Origin of the sequence: Candidatus Amarolinea aalborgensis (assembly GCF_900491745.1) — a bacterium.
Classification (GTDB): Bacteria; Chloroflexota; Anaerolineae; order SSC4; family Amarolineaceae; genus Amarolinea; species Amarolinea aalborgensis.
On the sequence record NZ_UETR01000005.1, the window covers coordinates 338535 to 355247 of the forward strand.

The 16713-nt window shown below is 63.9% G+C and carries 10 protein-coding genes and 1 tRNA gene; 5 read left to right on the top strand and 6 right to left on the bottom strand.

Annotated elements, in window-relative coordinates:
• Window positions 1-30: 30 nt before the first annotated feature.
• The 5 genes from ACPQ6D_RS09570 to ACPQ6D_RS09590 form a co-directional block, all read right to left on the bottom strand.
• On the bottom strand, window positions 31-1743 hold the full coding sequence (locus ACPQ6D_RS09570) for a peptidoglycan D,D-transpeptidase FtsI family protein (RefSeq protein WP_423224085.1): 1713 nt from the start codon (window positions 1741-1743) through the stop codon (window positions 31-33).
• Between the two features lie 12 nt (window positions 1744-1755).
• Window positions 1756-2136 (bottom strand): hypothetical protein, encoded by a 381-nt coding sequence (locus tag ACPQ6D_RS09575; RefSeq protein ID WP_423224086.1) that lies wholly within the window; start codon window positions 2134-2136, stop codon window positions 1756-1758.
• A 43-nt stretch (window positions 2137-2179) separates the two neighbouring features.
• Entirely contained in the window at window positions 2180-3100 is a 921-nt protein-coding gene (rsmH, locus tag ACPQ6D_RS09580) for a 16S rRNA (cytosine(1402)-N(4))-methyltransferase RsmH (RefSeq protein WP_423224136.1), read from the bottom strand.
• A gap of 29 nt (window positions 3101-3129) precedes the next feature.
• Window positions 3130-3561 (bottom strand): division/cell wall cluster transcriptional repressor MraZ, encoded by a 432-nt coding sequence (locus ACPQ6D_RS09585; RefSeq protein WP_423224087.1) that lies wholly within the window; start codon window positions 3559-3561, stop codon window positions 3130-3132.
• 222 nt (window positions 3562-3783) lie between these two features.
• A tRNA-Glu gene (locus ACPQ6D_RS09590) sits at window positions 3784-3859 on the bottom strand.
• A 150-nt stretch (window positions 3860-4009) separates the two neighbouring features.
• On the opposite strand from ACPQ6D_RS09590, the gene ACPQ6D_RS09595 reads away from it, so the two are divergent.
• The 4 genes from ACPQ6D_RS09595 to ACPQ6D_RS09610 are packed head-to-tail and all read left to right on the top strand — an operon-like array spanning window position 4010 to window position 10559.
• Complete coding sequence (locus ACPQ6D_RS09595) at window positions 4010-5455, top strand: cytochrome c biogenesis ResB family protein (RefSeq protein WP_423224088.1); 1446 nt, start codon at window positions 4010-4012, stop codon at window positions 5453-5455.
• An 8-nt stretch (window positions 5456-5463) separates the two neighbouring features.
• A complete protein-coding gene (locus tag ACPQ6D_RS09600) occupies window positions 5464-5862 on the top strand; it encodes a hypothetical protein (RefSeq protein WP_423224089.1) in 399 nt (132 codons plus the stop codon).
• 18 nt (window positions 5863-5880) lie between these two features.
• Complete coding sequence (locus tag ACPQ6D_RS09605; RefSeq protein ID WP_423224090.1) at window positions 5881-8313, top strand: 6-pyruvoyl-tetrahydropterin synthase-related protein; 2433 nt, start codon at window positions 5881-5883, stop codon at window positions 8311-8313.
• On the top strand, window positions 8313-10559 hold the full coding sequence (locus ACPQ6D_RS09610; protein WP_423224091.1) for a hypothetical protein: 2247 nt from the start codon (window positions 8313-8315) through the stop codon (window positions 10557-10559). Before ACPQ6D_RS09605 ends, ACPQ6D_RS09610 begins: the two co-directional genes overlap by 1 nt.
• 44 nt (window positions 10560-10603) lie before the next feature.
• On the opposite strand, the gene ACPQ6D_RS09615 is transcribed toward ACPQ6D_RS09610, so the two are convergent.
• Complete coding sequence (locus ACPQ6D_RS09615; protein ID WP_423224092.1) at window positions 10604-13261, bottom strand: WD40/YVTN/BNR-like repeat-containing protein; 2658 nt, start codon at window positions 13259-13261, stop codon at window positions 10604-10606.
• Between the two features lie 338 nt (window positions 13262-13599).
• Between ACPQ6D_RS09615 and ACPQ6D_RS09620 the strand changes: the two genes are divergently transcribed.
• Window positions 13600-16470 carry an interleukin-like EMT inducer domain-containing protein gene (locus ACPQ6D_RS09620; protein WP_423224093.1) on the top strand — a complete coding sequence of 957 codons (2871 nt, stop codon included), beginning with the start codon at window positions 13600-13602 and terminating at the stop codon, window positions 16468-16470.
• The last annotated feature ends 243 nt before the right edge of the window (window positions 16471-16713 follow it).

Below are 16713 nucleotides of genomic sequence, written 5' to 3' on the forward strand. Positions count from 1 at the left end.
GTTTATCCGTCACTGGATTGCATCATCGGTTTATTCATCACTGGGGGGAATGTTCATCAAGGCAAAGAGTCGTCGCGCCAGGCGCTGGAAGGTCGGCGCACTGGTATGCCCCGCCCACACCGATAAGCGCGTCTTGTCCAGCTTGACCAGCACCGCAAAGCGCGGGTCGGAGGCCGGCGCATAACCGACGTAGGTCGAAATGGTCAAATCCGAATCGTACGCGGTGCGGCCTGGAATCTCAGCCGTGCCGGTTTTGCCCGCAATGCGATAGCCAGGCACCGCAGCTTGGTTGGTGCCGCCCTTTTCCACCACGCTCACCAGTACGTCCGTCATCAAACGCGCGGTCTGCGGCGAAATCGCGATGCGCGCGGGCGACGGTTCAATCTCGTACCAGCGCCCATGATCTACGATGGCCTTGACGACATGGGGCCGCATCATCACGCCGTTGTTGGCCACAGCCGACACGGCGCAGATCATCTGCATGGGCGTGACGCTGATGCCTTGACCAAAGGCATTGGTCGCCAGGTCGGACGGGCTCCATTCCGTACTGGATTTGGGCTTTTTGACAATGCCGCGCACCTCACCGGCCAGGTCAACGCCGGTGACATTGCCGAAGCCAAAACGCTCGACGTAGGAATAGAACGTGTCGGCGCCCATCGCCAGGGCCACCTGCGCCGAACCGATGTTCAAGGAATTCTGCAAAATCGTCGGAATGGCGACCTTGCCGTGCGCCTGGCGGTCCGAGTTGCGAATCTGCCGTTCGCCCACCTCCAGAACGCCGACATCTTCGAACTTCTGATCGAGCGTCACTTTGCCCGAATCAAGGCCAGAGGCCATGGTGACAATCTTGAAGACCGAACCTGGTTCATAGAGCAGTCCGAGCGCCGGGTCGGCAAATGGGTCATGCTGATCAGGCGCGGCCTGCACTTCATAGAACGTGTTCGGCGAGTAGCCGGGCGCGGAAGCCATGCCCAATATCTCGCCGGTCTTCGGGTCCATGACGATAATCGTGCCGCCGGTCGCGCCATAATAGTCTACAGCGAACTTCAGCTCATCTTCGACTGCGGCCTGGATGCGGCGATCAATCGTCAAGACCAAATCACGACCAACAGCCGACGGAATATCCAGGCTAAAGTCCGGGGACAAGGGACGCACGTGATTCTCCAGGTTCGTGACGGCCATGTCGCCATTCTCGCGCAGAAAAGCGTCGTATTTGGCCTCCACCCCATAGCGACCAATCTGGTCGGCTGTGGCAAAACCGAGCACAAAGGCGCCGTTCGTATCTTCTGGATAGAAGCGCCGCGGCAAGCGTTCCACGCGCAGCGAGCCGGTTTTCCAGCGCTCGATCTCGGCGGCGGCGGCCTGGCTGGCGTAGAATTTGAGCACGGTCACGCCGCCGCGATGGTTGCGCAGGCGTTTTTCCAACTCAACGGGCGGCATCTGCAGCCACGGCGCGAGGCGCTGCGTCAACGAAATAATCGCGGTTTCAGTGATCGCACCGACGGCTGAAATCTGATACCGCACCGCATCCGTCGCCAACAGATTGCCCGCGCGATCCACAATACTGCCGCGATGCGGGGGCAAGGAGTTGCCATACTGGTTTTGACCTTGAGCCGCAGGCGCGGCCGCAGCCTTGAGCACCTGCAGGCGCACCAGCTGTAGGCCGATCGCAACGAGGACAATTACAATGGCGGCAAATACGGCCCGTACGCGTGGCAAAGAACGCTGTGTGAGAGACTCCATGCGCGATAGCCCCTAGCGATGAACAAGGCTTCCAGGTGCGCCGGCGGCAACGGGCAGCTCGGGCACCGTCACGTACACGCGGCGATCGGCCGCGATAAAACCAGCCGCTTTCGCGCGTGCTTCCAGCGCACTCATGCTCGTGTACTGGCTGATCTGGACACGCAGTTCAGCATTGGCGATACGCATTTCCTGGTAGCGCGCCTGGGCCACAAAAATCTCATGCTGCGCTGCGGCCATCTCGCCGTTGGGCAAGAGCAGGGCAAAAAAAGCCAGGCACACGACAAACAGCACCGCCAGGTAAAGTCCTGTCTGCTCACCCGCTGTCATACTGCGACGGCGGCGATTGAAGATGGTTAGCGGCCGCCACAACGTTCTCGGTATCGGAAATAGCATAGGGGTCACCTCCAGCGCGCCCTGATAGTCGTAGGCTAGGTTTTCAGGCGATTTTCTCGGCAGCCCGCAGTCGTGCGCTGCGACTGCGGGAGTTGCGACGGATCTCGGCCTCGCCAGCCATGATAGGCTTCTTCGTGATGAGGCGCAGGCGAGCATGATGTCCGCACACACAGACTGGCAGACGGGGGGGACAAATGCAATCGCTGGCTTCGCGCTGCATGAACTGCTTGACTGCGCGATCCTCCAGGGAATGAAAACTGATGACAGCCAGGCGCCCGCCGAGCTGCAGCAAGTCCAGCGCCTGGGGCAGCACCCTTTCCAGCGCGCCTAGTTCATCGTTCACCGCAATCCGCAGCGCCTGGAAGGTGCGCGTGGCTGGGTGAATGTGTTCATGGCGCCCTCCCACGGCCCGGGCGATCACCTCGGCCGCGGCGCGGGCTTCGACCACGGGGCGGGCGGCCACCAGGGCACGCGCAATGCGCCGCGAGAGGCGCTCTTCGCCGTAGCGAAAAATCAAATCAGCCAGTTCAGTCTCTTCCAGCGTGTTCACCAAGTCAGCGGCTGAGCGCCCCACAGCCGGGTTGAAACGCATGTCCAGGCGGTCGTCGCCCAAGAAGCTAAAGCCGCGGCCGTCAGCAGACAACTGATACGATGACAGGCCGAGATCGAGCACAATGGCCGCGGGGGTCATGCGGTAGGCGCCGGCGACGATGCGCATCTGATCGAAATTGGCCTGCGCCAGCACCACGCGCTCGCCGAACGGCGCCAGGCGGATGCGCGCGCGCGCCACGGCAGCCGGGTCCGCATCCAACCCCAGGAGGCGGCCAGTGGGAGCGGTGGCCTGCAAGATCGCCTCGGCGTGCCCCGCGCCGCCCAACGTCCCATCAATCACATCGGCGCCGGACTGCAGGGCCAAGGCTTCGAGGGTTTCCGCCAGTAGCACAGGCACGTGACCTTCAGCCACAGCGGTCACCGTGGTTTGCGCAGCCATACCTAGACGCTCAACGCCCGGAACAGAGACGTCATCTCGTTGTCCTGCATCAGGTGTGCGCGTCGCGTCTGCCAGAACTCCGGCGTCCATAGTTCCAGGTGGGTGCCAACGCCGGCCACGATGACGTTGCTGGTGATACTGGCAAATTCGCGCAGCTCCGGTGGGAGAATGAACCGGCCTTGCGCGTCCAACTCCAGATCGGCGGCTTCCGCATATAGCCAGCGGCGTAGTTCACCCACGGCCAAATCGGTCAGCATTGGCTTATCATCCAGGCGGTGCGCCAGGCTGAGCCATTCGTTCATCGGCAGTACGATCAGATAATCGCCCATGCCGCGCGTCACCACTCCACCTGGAGCCAGCGCAGCCCGGTATTTGGACGGAATCGTCAAGCGCCCCTTGCTGTCGAGTACGTGCTCAGCGCGACCGATGAACATTTGTTCTAATTCCCCACTCAGGCCAAAAAACGAACTAATTTCAGGATTTTTGCCCCACTTTTACCCACAAGTCAATTATACAGGGTATTTTGATTTTGTCTAGTCCTTGACAGGGCGAGTTTGGGATGACTTTTGAACTTGCTGACATTTTCTTCAGGTTGGATAGAGCACACGTGGAGAGGAAACAAAAAAACGCCCTCACGATTTAGCGTGAGGGCGTTCTGGTAGCGCATAGGGGATTCGAACCCCTGTCACCGCCTTGAGAGGGCGGCGTCCTAGGCCTCTAGACGAATGCGCCGTGGACAGGCACATTATAATGAGGATGTAGAAGCTGTCAAGTTAAGGGATGGTTGGCTTGACTACCCATCCGAATGAAGGTATCATGCGCTCATGATTCGTTGCGGGAGTTGTTGTGGTTGGCTCTGGCCCAAACTTGACTGATCCGTTGATGCAACCGAAAACTGCGGCGCTCGACTGGTTGACACGGCTGTGGCGCCTGGCGGGCGCGCGGCGTACGTTCCTCATTTTGGTCATCCCCTTGATTCTGGGGTTAGCCGCGGCTGTTTTTCTGCCGCAATCGCCCCAGCCATTGGCCGCGCCTGACACTGCCGCCTACCAACGTTCGCTGCAGCAGCTCGCCGCCGCCTACGGCGCGCTCGGCTCGGTCTGGCTAACGCTCGGCTTTTTCGCCATCGGCCAGGCGGCTTGGCTGCGCCTCGTCTTGGCTGCGCTCGCCGTCCACAATCTGGTGCGCCTGGCCGATCAATGCCTGCTCTGGATTCATTTGCGGCGGCCAACCCTGGATTCGCCGCTGCCGCCCAGTGGGCTTGCCGTCAGCGAGGTGCGCGTGCCCACCACAGCCGCCGCTGCCGCCGACCTGATCCTGACTGAACTGCGCTCACGCTTTCGTCAAGTCATCAGCGGAGCGGCGCCGCCGGTTGACGGTGGCGAGGATCAACGAATCGCCATTCATGCGACGCGCGGCGCCTGGGGGGCTGTGGGCAACATCCTGAGCTACCTGGGCCCTGTGTTGATCATCCTGGCGTTGTTCATCAGCGAACAGGCCGGCTGGAGCGAAGACCATATCCAACTGGCGCCCGGCGAAACCTGGCAGAGTCGGTTTCATCCTGGCTTCAGCCTGACCGCAGGCGACATCGGCAGCGCGTCCCAGATTACCGTCAGTCTCGGCGCACAAACGGCCGTGGTCAGCATCGGGCCGCGAGCCGCAGCCGCGCCGGGCGGGGCGCGCCTCATCCCCGCGGGCAGCGGCCCTGCCCTGCAGGTCAGCGTGAATGACAGCAACGGGCGTGCGCTCACCCTCCGCCCCCTGACCGGCGGCAGCCAGTCTGTCCAGCAATCCGTGTTGTTCGATCGGCCTCAGATTGAGCAGAGCCTGGCGCTGCCCTTACGCAGCCAGGTCTTGCGCGTGGTCTACTACCCCAACCTGCCTGAACAAGGCTACACAGGGCCAGTCTTCCTGGCCCAGGCGTTTGCGTTAGGCGAGGACGCGCCCATTTTCAGCGCATTTTTGGAAGAGAATGGACAAACCACCGTCAACGATCCTGCCACACAGGACGCCTTCCATTTGAAGGGCGTACGCTTCGTTCAACTCGATGCCGTATTCGATCCAGGACTGCCGTTTGCCCTGGCCGGCGGGCTGCTGACGCTGTGCGGGCTGCTGATGGCCCAGGCGAAGTCGCCCACACGCGCCTGGGCCTGGCTCGTTGGCCGTGCGGACGAGACGATCGTCACCCTCGCCTTGCTGGGCAGCGGCCCGTGGACACGCGCCGAGTTGGCCGCCCTCCAGGATGCACTGGCCGGGATGACGGCCGAGCGCGGCCAGCCAACTTCAGACCTGGCCCAGGATGCGGGCGCTGTGAGCGCAGGCGCATGAGCGCGTTCATGACCCTCGTTCAATGGGCGGTCTGGGCGATGGTGGCCGCAGCGACGCTCGTTGGAATCCTCAGCCAACTGCTCGAGCTGTTAGCCATACGCCGCCCCTTCGGTGAAGGCTTATCTGGGCCGGCACGGCGCGCCTGGCGTCTGAGCGGCATCAGCCTGCTTGGCTTGACCGCCGCCTTGGCGCTCAACTTCTGGCTGCAGGCGCAGCGCACAGGCCATTATTGGCCGCAAGAGCCGTTCGCCGCCTGGGCGGTGATCCTGTGGCTGCTCATCCTGGGCTACCGCCGCAGCCGCTTCCAGCTGGCGCTAACCCGTTGGCAGCTTTCGCTGTTGAGCCTGACTGCGCTGATCGCGTCTCTGGTCGAAGCCGGGCTGCTCATCAGCGCGCTGCCCCACTGAGGAAAACACGCCGGTCCCATGCCATTCACACTCTCATCGTTGGCCTCACCAAATCCGCCCACTCCTACCATGCAGGAAGGAGGCCGCCTGCTGCCCCGGCCAGCGCTGTCAGCGGCTGCGCGACAGCGGCCGACGCTGTGGCTGCTGGCGCTGCTCGTCAGCCTGCCTGCGTGCGTGCCGCTCCTGCAGCCTGGCTTCTTTGCCTCGGATGATGGCCTCTTTCACCTCTACCGCGTGGCTGCGTTGGCCGATGCGCTCCGCCAGGGCGTGATCTACCCGCGCTGGTTTCCCGACTTCGGTTTCGGTTATGGCCAGCCGGTGCTGCATTTCTACAGCCCGTTGAGCTATTACCTGGCCGTGCCTTTCCTACCCTTTGGCCCCATCGCCGCCGTCAAGATCGTGGTCGCGCTTGGCTTCGTCCTACCTGCCCTGGCAATGGCCGCCCTCGCGCGGCGCGTGTGGGGCGCGACCGGCGCCGTACTGGCGGCGGCCGTTTACACGTATTTTCCGTATCATCTAGCCGATGGCCTCCTGCGCGGGGCCTTAGCTGAACATGTCGCGTTTCTGTGGCCGCCGCTCATTTTCTTGAGCCTGCTGCCGACTGAACATGCCGCGTCCGCGCCCCAACGCCAGGCCTGGCGTTGGACGCTCCATGCCCTGACTTGGAGCGGTTTGATTCTGACCCATCATCTGACTGCGCTGATGCTGGCGCCCGTCTGGGCGATCGCCGTCATTTTCCTCAGTGGGCCGTCGCATCGTGGGCGCCAGGTCCTCAACGCCGGACTGGCCTTTGTCGTGGCCCTCGGCCTCACCGCCTTCTACTGGCTGCCGGTCATCGCCGAAGCCAGCGCGGTCAAGCTGGGCGCTGATCCCATCTCCACCGGCTACCGCCAGCATCTCCTGCCGCTGGGCAACCTGGTTAGCCGTTCACTTACTTATGTCTACCGGCTGGCAGCCGGCCAGCCACTGCAGCACCGCCTCAGCCTGCTGATGGCGCTGCTCCTGCTGCTGACCGTGGCCGCGGGCTTCGGCGAGCTCAGTCGAGCCGCCAGCAGCCGCGCCCTATTGGCCCTCTGGCGCCCCGCCGCACCAGCCGCTTCATCCCCGGCGCCTTCTCGCGCCCGCCTCTTCATTTTTGCGGTTGTCGCCTGCCTGCTGTCTGTCGCCCTGTTGACCACACCAGCGCTGCCGTTCTGGCAACTGGCGGAGCCGCTCCTGGCCCGCCTGCAATACCCCTGGCGTTGGCTGAGCCTGACCGCGTTCGCCAGCGCGCTGGTAATCGGCGCCCTGCCTGGGCTGATCACGCGCCGGCCGCGCGCGCAGGTCGCGGTCTTGTTGCCGGTCCTGGCGCTGCTTCTCTTCAGCGGCCTCGCGGTGCTGCCCTACACCGCGCTGCCGCGCGGGCCAGCCGACGTAACGCCGGAGCAGATGTGGGCCGAGGATGCCGCCAACGGCCAGGTCGGCGCAACCTGGACGGCCGAATTTCTGCCGGTGGCGGTGACCGAACAGCGCTGGGCGCTGGGGCGTGCACCCACGCAGCCGCAGGCTGGCCCGGCGCCCGCGGCCATCCCTGACATCGTCTTGCTGCCACGCGGCCCCCTGGCGTACCGCCTGCTGCTGGACAGCCCGCAGGCGCAGACGATCCGCCTGCACGCCTTCTATTTTCCTGGCTGGCAGGTGCGTGTGGACGGCCAACGCGTGCTGACCGGCGCCAGCGGCGACCTGGGGCTGGTCACGGCGCAGATTCCCGCGGGCCGCCATGTTGTGGAAATGATCTTCGAAGCCACCCTGCCGCGCCAGGTGGCCGGCGTGCTGACTGTCTTGACCTGGTGGGGCGGGTTGCTCTGGCTGCTGGTGGGCGGCGACTTCGGCGAGCCTTCGGCGCGAGCGCTCAGTCGAACGCTCAGTCGAGCCGCGTGGCCTTTGCGGCGGCGCAGTCTGCTGATTGCCACAATCCTCGTCCTCTTGCCTGGCCTGCTGTGGCTGAGCAGCGCGCTGACCGCCCGCTGGCAGCCGCAGCGTCTATCCAGCCGCGTGGGCGATCAAGCCCTCCTTATCGGCGCCGATCTGCCGGCCAACGCCCGGCCTGGCGAGCGGGTGGCCGTCACGCTCTACTGGTTCAACCTGCATGACACTGATCAAAACTACCAGGTGTTTGTCCATTTGAGTGACGCAAGCGGTGCGGTGCGCGCCCAGCACGACGGCGAGCCGGTCGGCGGCTTCACCCCCACGACGCGCTGGCAGCCCAATGAATTGATCCTTGATCGCCATCTCATCACGCTGCCAGCCGACCTAACGCCCGGCGCTCACGAGCTGCGCGCCGGGATGTACCGGTTGCAACCGCTGCGCAATCTGCCGGTGACGCCTGGCGACTCGACTGAGCTCGCCGAAGTCCGCGGCTTGCTGCCCACAGATCAAGATGTCTCCCTGGGCCGGCTGACGGTGCGCTGATGCCAATCACTCAGCACCGCTCACGGTGGCGCTCACCGCTCTTGCTTCTACTCGCTGCGCACCTGGCGCTGGCGACGCTCTTCAGTCTCAGCGCGCCGCTGGGGGAAGCGCCGGACGAGGCCGACCATTATGCGTACGTGGTCTACATCGGCACGCACGGCAGCCTCCCCGTGGGGCCGGCGGTGACGCAGGGCAAGCATCCCCCGCTTTACCACGGGCTGGGCGCGCTGCTAACCGCGTGGACAGGTCTCGATTTCAATTTCTTACGCGCCAACCCGGACGCTCAGCATGGCCCAGATGCGATCTACCCGAACCATTTCATCCACACCCGGCTGGAGGACTTTCCCTGGCGCGGCGGCGCGCTCGCCATGCACCTCCTGCGCCTCTTTTCCGTGCTGCTCAGCACCGTCACCGTATGGGGCATTTACGCCCTGGCTCGTGCCGCTGCCCCGGCGCGAGCGGGGCTGGCGCTGGCCGCGGCCGGCTTTGCCGGTTTCTTACCCGGATTCCTCTTCAGCAGCGGCGCGGTGAGCAACGACAACCTGGCGGCGGCCCTGGGTACGCTCATCCTGCTGCTGGCGCTGCGCATCTACCGCGGGGGCTGGACGAACCGCCGCGGGCTGACGCTGGGCGTCCTGCTTGGCCTCGGCCTGCTGAGCAAGGTCAGCGTCCTGGCGCTGTGGCCGGTGGCCGCGCTGGCCGTTTTCATGGCGCAGTCGGCGCCGCGTGGTGGGGAGTCGGCAGCCGCGCGCGCATGGTCATGGCAGGCCAGGACCGGCGCGACCCTGCTCAGCCTGGCGCCGGCCGGCGTCATCGCCGCGCCCTGGCTGCTGCGCAACTGGATCCTGTACCATGATCTGCTGGGCTGGCCGCTGGTGCGCGCCACGGTGGATGTGCGCCAGGGGTCGGTGGACTTCTCCGTGCTCGTTTGGCTGGCAAACGGCCTTTTCAAGACCTTCTGGGGTAAATTTGGCGCGGCCGGGCAGATCGAGTACCCCGCGTGGCTGTACATGGCGCTGCTGCTGCTCAGCCTGGCCGCCCTGGCCGGACTGCTGTTGAAGGCAGCATTACTCAACCGTGTCCCCGTTCTCCTACTGGCGCTCAGCGTGGCCTTGTCGCTCCTCACGCTGGTGCAGTACACGGGCCTTGCCCTGGGCACCGACCAGGCGCGGCTGCTGTGGCCCGTGATCGGCCCGCTCGCGATTGGCTTCGTGGCCGGGCTGCAAGAGCTGGCGCGCCGCCTGGGGTCCACGCCGCGGGCCGCGTGGGCGCTCCTACCCGCGGCCACCCTGCTGCTCGCCTTGACCGCGGCCCTGGGCTTTGTGCGTCCAGCCTACGGCCGGCCGCCGCTGGCCGCGGCGCGCCCGGACGCCGCGCCGATCCTCTTCGGCGAGGAACTGGCGCTGCTCGACGCCCAGGTGGATGCCACGCGCCACGCGCCTGGGCAGCCCGTCACGGTCACACTGACCTGGCAGGCTGTCCAGCGGCCAACGCAGGACTGGCGCGTCACCGTGGCCCTGCGTCACCCGGATGACGGCGCGCTGCTGGCCGATCACACCAACGCGCCGACCCACGGCCGCTGGCCGACCGACCGCTGGCGCGCGGGCGATACTCTCCAGGAAGTCATCACCCTCAACCCGCCGGCCGACGGCGTGCGCCCCAGCCGTTATGACGTGACGGTGCAGGTGCGCGCATTTGGCGCGGGCGACGACGCCTGGCTGCCGGTGCGCGGCGCAGCGCAGCGCGGCGTGCAGGCGCGCCTGCAGCCGGGCGTACCCATCGCCCCATCTGACCTGGCCGCGCCCATTGACCCGGCCGCAACCGCCGGGCTGGCGCTCAACGCAGCGGCCGCCTTCGACCGGGGCATGACCCTGACCGCGGCCGGCCTGCCCTCTCAGATCACGCCCGGCCGACCGCTGACCGTCACCCTGGCCTGGGTTGCCAACGCACCGCCGCTGCTCAATCTGACCGCGTTCGTTCACCTCCTCGCCGCGGATGGCGCCATCCTGGCGCAGGACGACCATCAGCCGACCGGCGGCCAGTACCCGACATCCCTGTGGCGGCCGGGCGAAGGCAGCCTGGAAGTCTACACACTGACCGTACCACCCAATGCGCCGGCCGGGCCAGTCACCCTCATTGCCGGGTTATACCATGCGCCCACAGGGCAGCGCCTGTTCGTCCTGAATCAAGCCGGGCAGCCGGCGGGCGATCATGTCGTACTGGCAACGCTGGCGGTTGGGCCATGAGTTGTTTCGATTGGGCATACGGTTGGGCGCGGGTAGAATCGTGTTCACCTCCTGGCGTACGGAATGAAGCCGTGATTGGGCAAGGGGGTATAGCGTACGAATTCGCCGTACGTACCGACGGCCCACGCCGCGCCGCCAGCCGCAGCTACCGAGAACAACTGCTTGTTGACAATACTGGGCAGCGGATCCCAGGTACGCCCATTCCAGTAGAGGATCGTGCCAGGGCCTCGATAGCCGCCGACGGCCCAACCTTCGTTCGCTGACATCATCACGATCGCATTGAGATTGTTGAACGTTGAACTGTTTACGATCTCCCATGCTCCGCCAGCCCAGTGCAAAATGGTGCCATAGTTGCCAACGATCCACACGTTGGTAGCCGAGAGTGCAGCCACCCCCTTGAGGTGCTGGCGGGTTGGAACTGCGACGTAATGCCATGAATTCCCATACCAGTGATACACCGTGCCTTCATCGCCGACAACCCATCCGTCATCGGCTGACAACATATCTACGGAGTTCAAGGCAGAATCGGAAATGCGTGATAGGGCTGTCCACGCGTTGCCGTCCCAGTGAAGAACAGTGCCATCGTAGCCAACGGCCCAGGCATTCGTAGCCGACACAATTGAAACGGAATACAAGGTGGTATTGGTTGGGCTGGACACAGGGAGCCACTTCTGCCCATTCCAACGTAGGATTGTGCCATCTTCTCCCACAATCCAACCGTCGTTGGCCGACAGCATGTCAATCATGTACAGATCAGGCGAGCCCCAATGCGGGCGATCTAACAGTGTCCATGTCGCACCATCCCAATGAGCAATCACGCTGTCTTGCGCCACTGCCCAACCATTGGTGGCAGAGAGGAGCTTGACCGACTCGAACGAGATAAGCGGAAGTTGGTTTGTAGCGACCATTTCCCAGCTGCTTCCATTCCAATGAGCCATGGCGTCTCCCGACACAACAGCCCAACCATCGTCGGGTGCTATGAAATCGAACGCGTTGAATTGGTCAATCAAGCCAGGCTTCTCTTGCCATTGGCTTCCATTCCAATGAAATGCTGTGCTGCCCAAGGCCCACCCATCGGTGGGCGATAGCATACGAATCTTACCTAAATACCCCGTAGACGTAAAGACAATCGTCCACGAATTCCCATTCCAGCGCAGGATTGTGCTTGTGGGATAGCCGCCGACGGCCCAGCCGAGGGAAGGCGATACCATATCAATATCATAAATGCCGTCTGTGGTGGGACTGGCAACCGATGTCCAGGCACTCCCATTCCAGTGCAGAAGAAGCCCTCCACTGCCGCCAATCCAGCCATCGGTTGCCGAGGTCATATCCACCGCAGCCAGCCACGCCGTCGTTGGACTGGTCATGGTCTGCCAGGCCGATCCATTCCAACGCAAGATAATGCCGTTCTCGCCCACGGCCACCCCATCGTTGGAAGCAATCATGTCCACGTCAGAAAGCTCACCTGCAGCCGGGTTTGGCGCTTGGGTCCACGCTGTCCCATTCCAATGCCAGGTGATCGCATCCATATGCCCGGCAGAGTATTTGGTCCCCACTGCCCAGCCATCGTTCGCCGAAATCATGGCCAGCGCTTTCATGTTTGCCGTTGTTGGTGTAGATACCGGTGTCCATTCGCCGCCATTCCAACGCATGATCAACCCCGCGTTTCCAATGGCCCACGCATCGTGCGATGATACCATCTTGACGGCATTCAAAGCGCGTATGGACTCCCCATTGATCCACGTCCACACCTCGCCGTTCCAGCGGAGGATGACGCCAAGCTCGCCGACAGCAAAACCATGACTCGCCGATTCCATGTTGATCGCATGGATCCCGGCCGGGTAGGGGTTTGTCTTCGCAGTCCACGTGGTTCCATCCCAATGAAGCAGTTCACCACCCTGACTGCCTGCCCAGCCGTCATTGGCAGATACCATGAAGATGGACGTCAGGTTGTCCAGTGATCCCGGCAAGGGCGCGCTTTGCCAGGATGCCCCGTTCCATCGCAGCATGATGCCTTGATCTCCCACAATCCATCCGTCGTTGGCGGATGCCATCGCGATGTCGTTGAGAGAATTCATCGTTGGACTCGGCATGACACTCCAAAGCGTTCCATTCCAGCGCAAGATGTCGCCCGCTACCCCTACCGTCCATCCGTCACTCGGCGATGTCAGGACGATCGAGAGCAGGGTGTTTGTTGTTGGGCCGTTGATTTTTACCCACTGAGCATTGTTCCAGCGCAACATCACGCCATCCTCGCCGACCGCCCATCCCAGCGCAGCGCCAAACATCGCAATCGAATACAGCGTCACGCTCGTTGGGCTGCGGACCGAATCCCAACTGTTGCCGTCCCAATGCACAATCGTTCCAGCTTCGCCTACGGCCCATCCGCTCCTTGCAGATACCATAGTCACAGCGTAAAGTCGCTTCGTGGTTGGGCTGTTAGCCTCCACCCACTGTCCGTTAATCCAGTGGAGGATAGCGCCCAGGTCGCCAACAGCCCACGCTTCATTTGCCGAAACCATATCAACATCCAGCATGGGGATATGACACGGGTTTGCCTCGGCGGCGCTCCAACAAACCCAGCCGCCGGGTGGACTTGTCGTTACCGATTCGTCGCTCATGGGGTGCGCCTGCACGCGGCCAGGCGCAAGCATGAGCATGAGCAGTACACACAGGCAGCCAGAAATCGGGCTCTTTTTCATAGGTCACCTCTGAATCTATTCTGTTGTCTACGGGGGAATGACGTCGGCTGTAGCGCAATCGAAAGACGGTTAGGTCGGATTACGGTGTAGACTGGTACGGTGTGTGGAATTGAGCTGGCATGACGTGGAGTAACCTCCTTCTGGTGGGTTGGAATCAGGTTGACTGACCACAGGAGTGGATAGAACAGGCGAGGTTCTTACCATTCAAGGGGTTTGTGGTGATAGCATATCAAAAACCGAGAAACCTGTCAAGAGGCGTGTTTTTGTCTTGTCATTTCTGCTTTGTCATTCGGTTGCGCCTGTGGTAACATCACCCTATCTCGTTGCGCGAGGCAGCTATGCGTTTGTTTTCGTCCATCCGGCGTCGGCCACATGTGGCGGCCCTGGCGTTATTCTCCATGCTTACCCTGGCCCTGACCTATCCCCTGGTCACGCATTTGACGACGCATGCGCCGGGCAGCGCTACCTGGGCTTTCGATGAATACACCTTCTTGTGGAGCGCCTGGTGGTTCAAAACCGCGGCGCTGAATCTGCACAGCAGCCCGCTGCACACCAACCTGCTCTTTTATCCGCTTGGCCTGGATTTGATCCTCTACACCTACAACTTGTTTCATGCCGTGCTGGGCCTGCCCTTGCAGTTGGCGGTCAACGTACCTTTTGCCAGCAACCTGATGCTTTGGTTTGCCACCATCATGAGCGGCTACGGCGCCTTCCTTTTGACGCGCTGGCTGCTGCGGCCCGCCGGCAAACGCGAGCTCGCGCCGCTATTCCCCGCGCTGCTGGCCGGGCTGATTTACGCGTTTGGCGCCAATCGCGCCATTTACCAGGCCCTCGGTCATTACAACATCGCCAGCGTGCAGTGGCTGCCGTTTGCCCTGCTCTATTTTCTCAAGGCGGGTCGGGCCAACGGGCGCGCAGCCTGGCGCCCAGCCGCGCTGGCCGGCCTCTTTACCGGTTTCCTCCTGCTCACCGACATGACCTTTGCGGTCTTCCTGGCGCTGGCGCTGCTGACCCTGCTGCCGCTTCAACCGCGGCCAAACGGGGCGCCGGCCGCACGCGTCGCCCGCCTGGGGCAGCAGATGGCGCGGCTGGCCGTGGCTGGCGCGGTCGCTGCGCTGGTCAGCGGCTACCTGCTCGTACCCACCGTGCGCGAGATGGCCGGCGGCCGCTACGGCCTGGAAGGCTGGGGCGATGCGCTCAAGCTCTCCAACGACCTGGCGAGCTTCGTCACGCCCGTGGCGCTGCATCCCCTGCTGGGGCAGGATTGGCCGCTTGCGCTGCGCGCGGCCGAAACCGGCAGCGCACGCTTCAGCGACGTCAACACCGGCTTCGTGGGATTTGTCACCCTGGCGTTGGCGCTCGTGGCTGCGCTGACCGCGTGGCGAGGGGGACGCGACGGCTCGACTGCGGTTCGACAGGCTCACCGCACGGGGCCTGAGTTTGTCGAAGGCACGGGGCCTGAGCTTGTCGAAGGCACGGGGCCTGAGTTTGTCGAAGGCCGCGCCTGGACGGCGTTGGCCGCACTCAGCGCGCTGCTCTCACTAGGCCCGCTGCTGCAAATCAACGGCCAGTGGCGCTTTGCCCTGGACAACCTGCTGCCGGAGGGCGTCACCTTCCCGCTGCCATTCGCCCTGCTGCACTACCTGCCGTTCATCAACGCCAACCGCACGCCCAACCGCTTCAGCATCCCGCTCATGCTGGCGCTGGCCGTGCTGGCGGCTGTGGGCAGTCAGCAGCTGCGCGCGCGCATCGCTGGCTGGCGGTCAGGCCAGGCTCTGACCGTCGGTCTGAGTGGGCTGCTGGCGGCCGCGGTGCTCTTTGAACACCTGGCCTGGCCCCTGCCCTTGACCGACGCGCGGCCGCCGACCGTATACAGCCAACTGGCGCAGGAGCCAGGCCCATACGCGGTGCTCTCGCTGCCGCTGGGTTGGCGCAACGGCTTTCGCGTCTTTGGCTCCGAAGATACGCGCGTGCAGTGGTATCAGCATGTCCACGGTCAACCGATCATCGGCGGCAACGCGGTGCGCAATCCGCCCTTCAAGTTCGACTATTTCGAGCGCCTGCCGCTCTTCCAGGCGTTGACCGGCCTGGAGATGTATCAAGCGCCTGCACCCGCACTGGATCAGGCTGCCCGCAGCCAGGCCGCGGCCTTGATGACCCTGCTCGATGTGCGTTACCTGGTGGTCAACCCGCCCGTGGCAGGGCGCTATCCGTATGCAGACACCTGGCAGACGACGCGTGACTATGCTCTGCAAGTGCTTCCGGTTGACCCCCAACCCCTGTTCGAGGCCGACGGCGTGCAGGTTTACAGGGTGCAGGCGCCGCCTCCGCCGCTGCCTTTTGTACTCGATTTTGGCCGCCAGGACACCCTGCCCTACCGCGGCGATCACTGGGATGTGGATGAAGCCGATCTGGCGGGCGCCAGCGCCGTGTGGATGACCGGCCGCCAGACCGAGCTCTTCCTGCCGGTGCAGCCGCAGCCCGGTCAGAACTTCAAACTGACGCTGCGCGTCACGCCCTACAGTTACCCTGGCGGCCCTGCGCAAACGCTGGCCGTGGACTGGAACGGCTATTCCCTGGGGCAGCATGAGTTAAGCCCTGGCTGGCAGGAAATCACCTTCGAAGCGCCCGCGGCCGCGGTGCGCCGCGGCCCTAACACCATCAGCCTGCGCAGCGGCTGGACGCAGGCCCCGCGCGATGCGCAGCCGGAAACGGCCTTGATCGGCGCGACCGGCGTACGCGCGCCAGTCATTATCGAGGTGCATGCTTTCAGCGAGGCGTTCATCACCCTCACCACCGCGAAGGGACAGCGCGTGGATGCCTCGGCTGGCCGCCGCGGGGTCAACCTGGCGATCCTAGACGAAAAAACAGGCGCGCTGCTCGATACGCGCGGCTTCGACACGGCCGCCAACGAATTTGAGGCTGAGGCGCTGGCCGCTTACCTGGCGCAGGCGCCGGCCGGCCGCGTGATTGTGGTCGCCACCAAAGGGGATGCCACGCAGCATTTGACGGCCGGCGCGCGCACGGCCTTGGAACGCCTGGGCTTGGCAACCAATCTGGCGGCAGGCTCTAGTTTCGCCGCAGTTGGCGTGCAAGGCGCGGGGAATGGCGCGGCCGCGCAGGCGATTGCCCCGAGCGACGCGTATCTCAGAGTAGGCGGCGATGCCCGGCCCCTGGCCCTGGCCGTGGATTGGGTGCGCGTCGAGTGAAGCCAGAGTGCATTTCAAATTGGGGGCGTAGCCCCGCAGGGGCTTGCACCTCGTAGCCGGATGGCCTTTGGCCTCCGGCGGGGTTGCACTGGATGGCGTGCGCGCAACCAACGCCGCCCGACCGTGAACGGATCGGGCTACGAGGTGCAAGGCCCTATCGGGCCTGACAGCCTGGGAAAGGCTCGCATCTTATAGCGGGCGCATTTCAGTTTCGCGGTGCAGCCCACGCAGGTTAGGCTTGGT